Genomic DNA, 11,930 nt, shown 5'->3' with positions numbered 1-11,930 from the left:
ATGCACTTGTCATTCATTCTGTTGTTGCTCTCGATTGCCCCAGATGCGGCTGATGCAAAACTCCCGCGAGTCTTCCTGCTGAACGCCAAAGTCCTCCAGCAGGAGCGTCGATCCGCTCAGTCTCATCCTGACAAGCCGAGTGATCTCGTGCGAGCTGCGCTCAGTGAGGCCGACAAAGGTATGAGTGAGGGCCCGTTCTCTGTAATGCAGAAGAATTCAACACCTCCCAGCGGCGACAAGCACGATTACATGAGCCTGGCGCCGTACTTCTGGCCCAATCCGAATACTCCGGATCATTTGCCCTACGTTCGTCGAGACGGTGAGCGCAATCCTGAGATCAATCAGATCGCCGACCACGAGACCATGAGCAAGATGTGTAGTGCCGCTCGCACGCTGGCCCTTGGGTACTACCTTACGGGAAACGAAAACTACGCCGCGCGAACAGCCTTGCTGCTGCGTGCGTGGTTTCTTGATTCAAAGACAAAGATGAATCCCAATCTGGAATTTGCTCAAGCGATACGCGGCGTGAATACCGGGCGGGGAATCGGCATCATCGAATCTCGCGGGCTGACCGAAGTTGTTGACGCAGTGGGTTTGCTCGAGGGCTCAAGAAATTGGACCGGCGAGGACGACGCTGGATTGCGCAAATGGTTTACCAGCTTTCTCGATTGGTTGCAAACCAGCAAGCACGGGCAAGACGAGTCGAACGCCAAGAACAACCATGGCAGCTTTTACGACGATCAGGTCGTTGACTTCGCTCTGTTTGTGGGGCGTCGCGATCTAGCTCACGAGGTTGCAAGCAAAGCAGCTCAGAAGAGAATTGCAACCCAGATTGAACCCGATGGCAAGCAGCCACTCGAACTGGCGCGCACAATGTCATTTGGGTACAGCGCTTTCAACCTTCGCGCGCTTACGGAGCTGGCATCGCTTGCCGATCAGGTCGGAGTAGATCTCTGGCACTTTCAAACAGCCGATGGACGAAGCATTCGGAAGGCTCTCGACTATCTTCTTCCTTATGCCATGGGAGAGAAGCAATGGCCGTACCAGCAGATCGAAGAAACGCGCCCTGACGAGCTAGCGGTGCCGTTGCTGGAAGCGGCGGCGATTTACAAAGATCAGAAGTACGAGGCAGCAGCAAGAAAACTATCTGCGGGCCATCGCAACGTCAGCCTTGTGTCGTTAGAAGCTGGCACAGAGTGATCGGCGCGTCCCGCCTGCATGGTAGAGACGCAGCATGCTGCGTCTCTACGTTGGTGCGTGGGTGTTGGTTGCTGTCTTAAACGTACACGCGCTCGGCTCGTCGAATTGCGCGGTAGCGCTGGAACGCTTTGCGCTCATCTTCCAATCCCAACACCGTTTTTAGAGTGCAGCCCCGAAAAGTATGGGCAATCATCTTTTTGCCCTGGCGCAATACAAACCCGGGATTGCGAAACAGAGCGACCGGGAAGTGCGCTGCCTTCATCCATCGCTCCGAGCGCCAGCGCAGGAACTCGATCTCCTCTGCTTCCAGCTTTTCCGATCGCACAACGGCGGTAGTGCCGTCGTACTCTTCGACGCGCTCGTTGATGATGAGCCGGCGCTGGCGGAAGTCTTCCGTCATTGGGGTGCCGGGATATGGTGTTGGGTGCTGAATGTATGGCCAATCGATGTAGCGACGCGCAAAACGCAAATTTGCTTCGACTGATTCGCGAGTGTCGTTGGGATTGCCGACGATTAGCCCGCCAACCACGTACATCTTGTTGCGATGGATGTATTCGATGGCCTGCAGGGTAGCGTTGCCGACCTTTTGTCCCTTCGCGCGCATGATGTTTTTGGAACTGGCGCGCAGGAACTGAAGGTCGTCTTCAAGTATGTTTTCGATTCCCAGAAATACATACTTGAATCCGGCTTTTCGCATAAGGGGAGCAAGCGTCTCACCATGGTTGGCGATGGCCGAGGTCATACCTTGGATGACGTACTCGATATCGTTCAGACCCGCAGCGACAATCGCCTTGCACAGCTCCTCAAAGCGATGAACATTGAGAGTGATGTTGTCATCGACCAGAAAGAGGGTTTGCGCGCCATGTTCGCGAGCATCGCGAATATCTGCCAGCACGCGATCGAATGAATAGGTGTGAAAGTTGCGTCCGCGCATCTGGATGATCGAGCAGAAGCTGCAATCGAAAGTACAGCCACGCGAGGTCTCGATTACATCTACCTGCCGCCCGAGCATCGTGTATCCATGAAGGACGCGAGCGTCGCGATTTGGCAATCGAATCTCGTCGTCTTCCAGACTGTGCACAGGGCGTAGAGAATTTTGATGCCAGCCCTCTCCGCTGCGATAAGACAATCCGGCGATACGGCTATAGTCGCGGTCCTTTTCCATGGTCCGAACGAGCTCGCGAAGCGTGACTTCACCTTCGCCGCGAACGATGAAATCGATGCCAGAATCTGGTTCCATGTAAGCGGCGGGAGCCAGGCTAGGATCGTAGCCGCCAACTGCGATTTGTACATTGGGCTTAAGCGTGCGAATCAGGGCGGCGATCTTCAGCGCGGTCTTTCGCTGAAAGGTCATCACCGACATTCCCACCAGTGCAGGATCGATCTCGCGAACCAGGCGCTCCACCGTTGCACGCACGTTTCTTTGGACAAGAATGAGATCGGCGACGGCAACGCGGTGACAGCTATCCACATTTCCCGCAAGTGACGTGAGAGCCCCATTGGGCATGCGAATCGCCACTGCGGGCATGTGCTCGAAGGAATCCGGCATCGAGAGCAGGAGGATATTCATTCAACCACCGAAACGAGGAGACCGACCAAGGGATCTTCTCGATTACGAAAAGATACTCTCAAACCGGGCTCTTGCGTAGTAGGCGAAAACTCGGGGGGACAGGTTGCATGGTGGCAATCGCTCACGCTCCGTCCCGCGGCTTATCCTTGCGGACGAAGATGTTGTCCTGCGTCGGCTCCGAGTCGCACTCGATCGCGAGCGTCGTAACCGGATGATCCGGCGCCTGCTGCGGCAGGTTATACATGTGGAGCTGATACGGATCCTGCTTGAAGTCGACCTTCTGATTGGTGGCATATAGCCGCACCGATTTGGCATTTGCCTTCAGGCCGCACATATTCACGTCGCCGCCCGGCCAGTAATGGACATGCATAAATAACGTGTTGCCCGTTCGCGTATAGCTGGCGTATGCGGAGCGGCGTGGCTCGCAATGGTCGGATTTGTAAATCGTGTCTCCATTCTTGGTCATCCACTGGCCAACTTCCTGGAGAATGCGAATGGACTCTTCAGGAATGGAACCGTCTGCGCGAGGACCAATGTTCAGAAGGTAATTTCCACCGTCGCGCGAGCACGTGATGAGGTTACGAATCACAGTCCTGGCGTTCTTCCAGTTGTCGTCGGCGCGCTGATATCCCCAGCTATCGTTCAGCGTCATGCAGGACTCCCACGCGCGGCCTCCGGCTTCTGCGGTGATGTGTTGTTCCGGAGTGGAAAAATCGCCCTGAAGTTTGTTGCGATTGTTCACGATGATCTCCGGTTGAAGCTGGAAGACCATCTCGTTCATCTTCACCGACTCCCAACCTTGCGCGTCGAGAGGCCAGGCTACGTCGTACCAGAGGACGTCGATCCTGCCGTAGTTGGTCAGCAGCTCGCGGATGAGCCCATGCGTGTAGTCGACGAACCGTCGTCGCGCAGCTTCGTCAGTAGCGCACTTGGCTCCGTCGGGATGATGCCAATCCATCAGTGAGTAGTAGAACCCAACTCGCAAATCTTCAGCCCGTGCTGCGTCTACATATTCGCGTACCAGATCGCGTCCGGGACCTTGCTTTGCTGCATTGTAGTTCGTGAGCTTGGTATCCCAAAGACAGAAGCCTTCATGATGCTTGGTGGTCATCACGATATACTTTTGTCCCGCCGCCTTAGCCAGGCGAGCAAAATCACGAGGCGCATTCGGCTTGGGCTTGAACTGCTTGGTCAGCGCCATGTATTCCTCAACTGGGATTGCTTCATTCTCCATGGCCCACTCATGGCGAGCCCGCGCGCTGTACAGTCCCCAGTGAACGAACATGCCAAACTTTGCCGCATGCCACCACTGCATGCGCTGCTCACGATTCGCGGCAATCGCAGGAGGTTCTCCGACTTGCTCTTGCGGATCAAGCAAGTGAGTTGAGGTTTGTCCCTCGGGGATCTGCTGCGCGGGAGGTTGAGTTGCAGTTTGGGCCTTGAGTGTCGCGGCCGTTAGCAACGATGCGCCAACGCCCTTGAGCCAATCACGTCGATTGATGCCTTTGTTGTTCATCCTTCCGTGTTCCCCCTATAGTTCGACTTGATCAGTAGACACTGTCATCCCTCGCGTCCGCCGCGGCGGACGCGGGGGCTCTGTTGTTCGTCGTTCCTCGATGCGGTTGACCAACGCCAGATCCCCCGCTCCTCTGTTAAATTTCTTCAGTTATCGACATCGTCGCGGCGGAGCGAGGGATGACAGTTCACATAAGTAGTTAGCGCGAGCATTACTTCTCGAGCTTGAAGATTCGTTGCATCAATAGCCACTTCTCTCCCGGCTTTGCTTGCGGAAGAGGCTGCTGGAACTTCCACATCAGCGTTTCCCATTCCTGCACCCTGGGATTACTGCGATCGGCTGCTCCCTTAGCTTCGAATGAGAAGCGGTCGTTGACTTCCATGATCATGAATAGTCGTGTGCCGAGCAGATAGATCTCGAGATCCTCGATTCCCGATTGCTTAATGCTCTGCGCAATCTCGGGCCAGATCTTTTCGTGATATTTCTTGTATTCGGCGATCAGCTTCGGATCATCTTTGAGATCGAGAGCAAGACAATAGCGGCGATTCATGCGCGCTGGGCTCCGACCGCCTGCTGTATAGCGGATGTTCCTGAAGGCCTGTATCCCGCGAGAGCGAAGTACAGGATGTATACATAGCAAATCAGTGGGACGATGAATGCGGTCTGGATATTCGTAGCATCGGAGATGCGTCCCATGATCGGTGGGAAGAGTCCTCCCCCCACGATTGCCATCACCATGAGCGAAGAGCCGCGCTTGGTAAGGGGTCCGAGATTCTTGATGCCGAGCGCGAAGATGGTTGGAAACATGATGGAGTGAAAGAAGCCGATCAGCACAACAGCGCACACCGGCACGACTCCATGTGCTAGAAGAGCTACCGAGACAGAAACCAGACAGCCAATCGCGAAGATTGAAAGCATGCGCGCCGGAGCAATAGTCTTCATGAGTGCTGATCCTATAAAGCGGCCGGTCATGAAGCCTATCTGGTGTCCCAGCAAGTAATACGCAGCGGTGGCCTGAGTGATGCCGGCGAGAGTGTGCTGCGCAAACCGAATCACGAAGCTGGCAACTCCCACCTGCGCTCCCACATAAAAGAACTGCGCAATCACACCTTTGACCAAATGCGGATGCGAGAGAACTGAGGCACCGGAGTGCAGTTGAGCCGCTGCTGATGAATCAGCTTCCTCAATCACGTCAGGCAGATGTGTGAAGTAAATGGCTGCCGCGACAGCAACAAATATCGCGGCCATCAGCAAATAAGGCAGCTTTACCGTGCCAGCCTGAGACGCGCGATACGCCTGAACCTGTGCAGCGCTCATCAAGGCAAGCTGCGCTGGAGTGTATTCGACGCCAGTCAGAATGAGCGCACGACCGAGGAGTGGCGAGATAGTTGCGCCGACGGCATTAAATGACTGAGCGAAATTTAATCTGCGCTCAGCGCTCGCTGCTGGACCGAGTACCGTTACATAAGGATTGGCGGCTACTTCCAGGAAACTTTGGCCGCACGCCATGACGAAGAGTGCGACCAGGAAAAACGCATAGAGCCCAATCGAGGCAGCCGGCAGGAAGAGCAGTGCTCCAGCCGTGCACAACATCAGCCCGAGCAGTATTCCCCGCTTGTAGCCGATTCGCTCCATCAATTTGCCTGCGGGAAATGCGGCAAGACAGTAACCACCAAAGAAAGCGACCTGGATGAAGGATGATTGAAAGTCCGTCAGCCCAAAGGCGAGCTTGAATCGCGGGATCAGGATGTCGTTCAGGTTGACGCCGAATGCCCACAGAAAAAAGAGGGAAGTGATGAGCACAAACGGAACGAGGAATCTGCGCTCCGTGATTGGCGCCGATGTAACGGCGACAGATTGAGATGGACTCGACATTCAGCGGCCTCTCTATGTAATTGCGCGATCCAAGTGCACGTAACCTCCGTCCACGAACAGTTGCTGTCCAGTCGTATGGCCTGACCGTGGACTCAACAGGAAGATCGCGGTCCACGCAATCTCCTCAGCAAGCGTCATGCGTTTGCCCAGCGGAATCTTGGCGGTGATGGCGGCCAGCTTTTCGTCAGGATTTGGGAACGTATCGAGCCATTGACGATAAAGGGGCGTCATCACTTCGGCCGGCACGATCGCATTAACGCGGATTTGATATGGGAGGAGTTCGACGGCCCATTCTCGCGTCAGTGCCAGGATCGCACCCTTGGCTGATGCGTATCCTGAAGTACCGCCCTGTCCCGTGAGTGCTGTTTTGGAACTAATGTTGACGATCGCCCCGCGCGCTTTCTTCAAATGCGGCAACGCATAATGCGCCATGTTGTAGTAGTGCAGAAGATTCCGTTCAAGCGATGCGATGTATTCCTCGGGACTACCTTGCTCGAGACCAACTTTGTCATTTACGCCAGCGTTGTTTACCAGCGCATCGATTCGCCCGAGCTGACGGCTGGCTTCAGAGATAATCCGGCGACACTCTTCCGGCTTGCTCAATTCGGCAGCCATACATACCACTTGCTTGTGCTTGGCCTTCAGCTCCTTCTCGATTTGTTGCAACGCCTGCTGATCGCGATCGACAATCACCGGGATCGCGCCCTCGTCGACACTGGTATGCGTGATGGCTGCGCCAATCCCCTTGGCGCCACCCGTGATGACGATGACCTTGTCTTTAAGCTGCAAGTCCATAGAATCGGGCTGCGTTCAGTCCAAAGATGCGTGCCTTCTCATCCGCGGAGAGATCTCGTGTGTAATTCTCGATAACTTCCTTCACCTGCGCGTAGCTGGCAGCCAGCAAACATACCGGCCAATCAGACCCGAACATGAGACGATCTGTTCCAAACGCCTCAAATACAACATCCAGGTAAGGACGAAGAGTCTCGGCGTTCCAGGAGGCCCAATCGGCTTCAGTCACCAGACCTGATAACTTGCAGTACACATTTGGGCTCTTTGCCAAATCGCGGATGTTCCGAGCCCACGCGTCAATCTCCCCCGATTTGACCGATGGCTTGGCAAGATGATCCACGACGAACTTCTGCGCGGGAAAGCGTTTGACAAATTCGACAGCAGCCGGAAGCTGGCGCGCGTAGACAAGGATGTCGTACGTAAAGTCGTGGCGAGGCAGAGCGCGTATTCCTCGGAGGAAGTCATCGCGCATCAGGAAGCGATCATCAGGTTCGGCCTGAACGATGTGCCTGAACCCCCGCAGCTTCGGATTACGCGAGAATTGTTCCAGTCGCTGTTCGACGTTCTTGTCCAGTAAGTTCACCCACCCCACCACTCCTGCGATCGCCGAATTCTTTGCTGCAAGATCGAGCAAGAAGTGAGTTTCCGTTTCCGACTGATCCGTCTGGACAGCGATCGAACAATCAACCCCGCTCTCCCGCATTCGCTCACTCAGCTCCTCGGGCATGAAATCCCGTTTCAGGACTGCCATTTCCTGTGTAATCCAGCCGTCTCGTACCGGGTCATAGCGCCAGAAGTGCTGGTGGGAGTCGATCCGCATGAAGGAGTCCTGCCTGCCTGACCTAGCCGTGCAGGTTGAGAAATCCTCCGTCAATCGGATAATTGGTTCCGGTTATGAAACTGGAAGCGTCTGAACAGAGAAATAGAGCGAGCGACGCTACCTCGCTTGGCTGGGCCATTCTGCCCATCGGCTGCGATTGGGCAAGCTTCTGAAACATGTCCTGCTCGCGTCCGGGATAGTTCTTGCGCACGAAACCGTCGACAAAAGGAGTGTGAACGCGGGCGGGCGAAATGCAGTTACAGCGAATATTCTGGGCCACATAATCGCGCGCCACCGAGTAGGTCATCGTCAGCACTGCTCCTTTGCTCATGGAATATGCAAAGCGATCCGCGAGTCCGGCAGTGGCCGCAATCGAAGCGAGATTCAGGATTACGCCGCCACCGCCCGTCTTCATGTAGTCGATCACGGCGTACATGCAGTTGTAAGTGCCCTTAACGTTGATGCGGAAGATGCGCTCGAAATCTTCCTCTGTTGTGGTTTCGAGTTTGCCAACGTGGGCGACTCCGGCATTATTCACGAGAACGTGAATTGGATTGCTGCCACCGATTTTGCAGAACACGTCCTTGACTTGCTGTTGGTTGGAGACATCACAAGTGTGCCACTCTGCCGTCCCGCCCTGCTCACGAATGGTTGCCGTCGTCTGCTCTGCATTGGCTTTGTCTAGTTCAAGAATGTGGACCGCGGCTCCCTGTTGAGCGAAGCAAAGCGCGATCGCCTGTCCGATACCGCTGGCGCCGCCGGTGATGACGGCGGTTTTTCCATCAAGACGAAACATCGCCGGATTGCTGCCGTTAGGGTTCAGAGCGAAACGCCTCGTTTCCAGGGAATGAAATCGTCTTGTCCAAGCAGTTCCGCTTTGGTCTTCATCTCGCCACTTGCAACTTTTGTGATCACACCAAGGATGCGTTCACCAGCGTCTTCCACGGACTCCTCGCCGGCGATGATTGTTCCCGTGTCTACGTCGATCGCGTCCGCCATGCTTTGAGCCAGTTGTGAATTGGTCGAGATCTTGATTACGGGGGCGATGGGATTGCCGGTGGGAGTGCCGAGGCCTGTAGTGAAGAGAACAACGTTTGCCCCCGCGCCGACTTGCGCAGTCACGGCCTCCACGTCGCTGCCTGGAGTGCAGAGGAGGTTCAGCCCAGGTTCGGTTGCGTACTCCGGATAATCCAGGACGGCGGTCACCGGGGAATCTCCGCCTTTGCGTGCAGCCCCTGCGGACTTCATCGCGTCGGTAATGAGTCCATCTTTAATATTTCCCGGCGACGGATTCATTTCGAAACTGGCGCGTACAGCCTTGGCACGCGCCGCGTAGTCGCGCATCAACGTGATGAATCGATCAGCGACTTCTTGGCTCGTCGAGCGATTGATGAGTGCTTGCTCGACTCCGCAAAGTTCGGGAAATTCAGCAAGGATGCTGCTTCCACCCAAAGCCGCGAGCAAATCGGAGACATGTCCGATAGCCGGATTGGCGGAGAGTCCAGAGAAACCATCCGATCCGCCACATTTCAATCCGACACAAAGTTTGTCGAGACTCGCGGGCTCTCGTTGCGCGCGATTGGCTTGCACCAACCCGAGGAATGTCTCTCGTATCGCCTGCGAAAGCATTGCGCGCTCCGAGGCGCTGCCTTGTTGCTCGAGAAGGATCAGCGGCTTGGCAAAATGTGTATCGCGCTTAGCGATCTCCTCGCGCAGGATGTCCGCCTGAGAATGCTGGCATCCGAGGCTAAGGACAGTAGCCCCGGCAACATTGGGATGGTGGAGATAACCGGCGATCAGCCCGCACAGGTTTCTCGCATCCTCGCGCGTGCCGCCGCAGCCACGCTCATGCGTGAGGAATTTGACGCCATCGACATTTTCAAAGAACCCGTGAGGTTGCCGGTGTCCATCTTCGCTCGTGTGCTGGTACGTCTTGATTGCATCGACTCGCCCTTCGCGATACAGGCGAGCAAGATCCGCCACCTGCTGACGGTAAACCTGCGGCGGAGCGTATCCGAGTCCTTCGTCGAAAGCCTTGCGCAATACATCAATGTTGCGGTTCTCACAAAAGACCAGCGGAACAACCAGCCAGTAATTGCGCGTGCCTACCTGTCCATCGGCGCGCTTGTAGCCCAGAAACGTGCGGTTCTTCCAGCCCGACACATCAGGAGCGTGCCATGCATAGTTTTCTGATTTCTGGTGAAAGTCGGAGGCTTCATGTCGAATGTTGCGAGTAGTAATGACCTCGCCTTCGCGGATGGGCTGCGTTGCCTTGCCCACGACCACTCCGTACATAATGATCTGATCGCCCGGCGCAAACTCCTTCAGAGCAAACTTGTGCTTTGCCGCGACGTTGGTCACGACGCTGTGAGTCTCCTTCCCGAGGCTCACCTCTTCTCCCGCACGCAGGTCTGCGAGCGCGATCATTACATTGTCGCGGCGATCAAGTTTCAGTATCCGGGTTTGAGTCAGAGTTTCAGGCACGCTTTTCCACTACGGACGTATCCGCTCCTTCGGCAAATGCGACCTCCTGCACGCCCTTCGGCACGCGATTCAATGCCAGCACTACATCCCGCGATCCCGGTCCATGAAATTCAAGCAGAGCGCGGCTCGACTCCGGCGCCTGGCAGGACGTTACAGATACATTTTCGACCCGTTCCATGCGAATCACAACCTGCTCCGGAGCTGTTTTCGCTGAACGAAACCGAGAGATTTCCAGATCGCGCACATCACTGAAAGAGAAGGAAGGGCCGGTGTCTGAGTTCACAGTAAGACGTTCAAACCGTGCTTGCTGCGTGTTGGAGCAGTTTAATCCAGTTCCAACGCCATTCACACTTACGTTTTCCAGGCTAAATTCCCGAATCGGATTCTCTGGCAGGCCTTCGACGATTACGCCATGAGGCGCCTGTTCAACAATGATGTCGCTGAAATGAAAATTCCGAAACGTAGGAGTGGCCTCGTTCTTCTCCACGCGTGCAGTGCGGTCGCTGCCGGTATAGAACATTCCGACGTGGACTGCAGTGTCGGTAATGTTTTTGAGCACGACATTCGAGGCCCTGAAGTTCTCGACGATATTTCCCCGTCCTCGAGCGCTCTTGATGTACAGCCCACGCCGCGTGCCGTTGCACACACAATTGCTGACGGTAACGTTGCGCACCCCTCCAGAGGTCTCGCTGCCAATCGCGACTCCCGCATGGCCAGTACCGAACACACAGTTGGTGACAGTGATGTCTTCGCTGGGAATCTGTTTCACCCCGGGCTGGTACTTGTAGCCGGACTTGATGACCACGCAGTCATCGCCGGTACTGATGTAGCAGTTAGAAATGCGCACCAACCGGCAAGAGTCAGGATCGATGCCGTCTGTGTTCGGAGAATCTCCCGGCGCCCAGATGGTCACGCCGTCGATGCAGATGTCCTCGCAGAGCACAGGATGCACCTGCCACGAGGGCGAATTCAGAATGGCGATTCCCGAAATGTGGACGTTCTTACAGCGATACAGATTAATGAGGCGGGGACGAGGCCATTGCAGCGGCGATCCCGGAGGATTCTCCGGCTCACGCCCTTCGAGGCCCAGCTTGCGCCGTAGTGCCTGAGTCTCGCGGTGCGCCTTCCACCATCCCTGCCCTTGACCATCGATAGTTCCGCGTCCCGAGATCGTGACATTCTCGAGATCCTGGCCGGTAAGCAGGGAAGCAAAGATGGTACGGTCGAGCCCTTCCCAGCGGCCCTGGATGGTCGGATAGTCATCGAAGTTCGTGCTGCCGAGCAGATAGGCGCCGGGCAGAAGCTCAAGCTCCATGTTGCTGCGCAGAAACAAGGGAGCGCTCAGATATCTGCCCGGCGGGATGACTACTTTTCCTCCACCGGCTTCGTGGCACTTGTCGAAAGCAGTCTGGATTGATTTTGTGGCCAGTGTCTTGCCGTCTGGCACTGCGCCGAAGTCACGTACGTCAAGAATGTAGCGGCGGTCTGCCTGTCCGGAAGCCCTTGACTTACTGCCGCCAGGAGAAACCGCTTGTGCGATTCCTGATATGGGAACGGCGGTTAGTCCCACCGCGAGGTTTCGGACAAAATTACGCCGGCCTGGAAGCTGTTTGGTCGACATTAGAGCTGTAACTGTAGACGACTGAGGCCCGCTGCTTCGGTCAATATCGACC

At 55.8% G+C, this 11,930-nt stretch carries 10 protein-coding genes; 1 reads left to right on the top strand and 9 read right to left on the bottom strand.

Annotation, left to right across the window (positions count from 1 at the left end):
- Window positions 1-1,200: an alginate lyase family protein gene (locus tag VNX88_21055; GenBank protein HWY71168.1), complete on the top strand. Its 1,200-nt coding sequence runs from the start codon at window positions 1-3 to the stop codon at window positions 1,198-1,200.
- Window positions 1,201-1,276: 76 nt separating this feature from the next.
- Here the strand turns inward: VNX88_21055 and VNX88_21050 are convergent, their stop codons facing one another.
- The 9 genes from VNX88_21050 to VNX88_21010 all read right to left on the bottom strand — a co-directional run bounded on the left by VNX88_21050 (window position 1,277) and on the right by VNX88_21010 (window position 11,878).
- Window positions 1,277-2,770 (bottom strand): radical SAM protein, encoded by a 1,494-nt coding sequence (locus tag VNX88_21050; GenBank protein ID HWY71167.1) that lies wholly within the window; start codon window positions 2,768-2,770, stop codon window positions 1,277-1,279.
- 121 nt (window positions 2,771-2,891) lie between these two features.
- Window positions 2,892-4,286 (bottom strand): alpha-L-fucosidase, encoded by a 1,395-nt coding sequence (locus tag VNX88_21045; GenBank protein HWY71166.1) that lies wholly within the window; start codon window positions 4,284-4,286, stop codon window positions 2,892-2,894.
- Between the two features lie 211 nt (window positions 4,287-4,497).
- Complete coding sequence (locus VNX88_21040) at window positions 4,498-4,836, bottom strand: L-rhamnose mutarotase (GenBank protein HWY71165.1); 339 nt, start codon at window positions 4,834-4,836, stop codon at window positions 4,498-4,500.
- A complete protein-coding gene (gene fucP, locus VNX88_21035) occupies window positions 4,833-6,161 on the bottom strand; it encodes an L-fucose:H+ symporter permease (protein HWY71164.1) in 1,329 nt (442 codons plus the stop codon). The genes VNX88_21040 and fucP overlap by 4 nt, the downstream gene beginning before the upstream one ends.
- A gap of 12 nt (window positions 6,162-6,173) precedes the next feature.
- Window positions 6,174-6,956, bottom strand: a complete 783-nt coding sequence (locus tag VNX88_21030) for an SDR family oxidoreductase (protein ID HWY71163.1) — start codon at window positions 6,954-6,956, stop codon at window positions 6,174-6,176.
- Window positions 6,940-7,773: an amidohydrolase family protein gene (locus tag VNX88_21025; protein HWY71162.1), complete on the bottom strand. Its 834-nt coding sequence runs from the start codon at window positions 7,771-7,773 to the stop codon at window positions 6,940-6,942. Before VNX88_21025 ends, VNX88_21030 begins: the two co-directional genes overlap by 17 nt.
- A 22-nt stretch (window positions 7,774-7,795) precedes the next feature.
- Window positions 7,796-8,569 (bottom strand): glucose 1-dehydrogenase, encoded by a 774-nt coding sequence (locus tag VNX88_21020; protein HWY71161.1) that lies wholly within the window; start codon window positions 8,567-8,569, stop codon window positions 7,796-7,798.
- Between the two features lie 23 nt (window positions 8,570-8,592).
- Window positions 8,593-10,257 (bottom strand): altronate dehydratase family protein, encoded by a 1,665-nt coding sequence (locus tag VNX88_21015; GenBank protein HWY71160.1) that lies wholly within the window; start codon window positions 10,255-10,257, stop codon window positions 8,593-8,595.
- Entirely contained in the window at window positions 10,250-11,878 is a 1,629-nt protein-coding gene (locus VNX88_21010; GenBank protein ID HWY71159.1) for a glycoside hydrolase family 28 protein, read from the bottom strand. The genes VNX88_21015 and VNX88_21010 overlap by 8 nt, the downstream gene beginning before the upstream one ends.
- Window positions 11,879-11,930 lie beyond the last annotated feature (52 nt).

This window comes from Terriglobales bacterium (genome assembly GCA_035567895.1).
Classification (GTDB): Bacteria; Acidobacteriota; Terriglobia; order Terriglobales; family Acidobacteriaceae; genus Gp1-AA112.
Note: the sequence above shows the minus strand (reverse complement) of the source record. Positions and strands in the feature narration are given on the sequence as shown.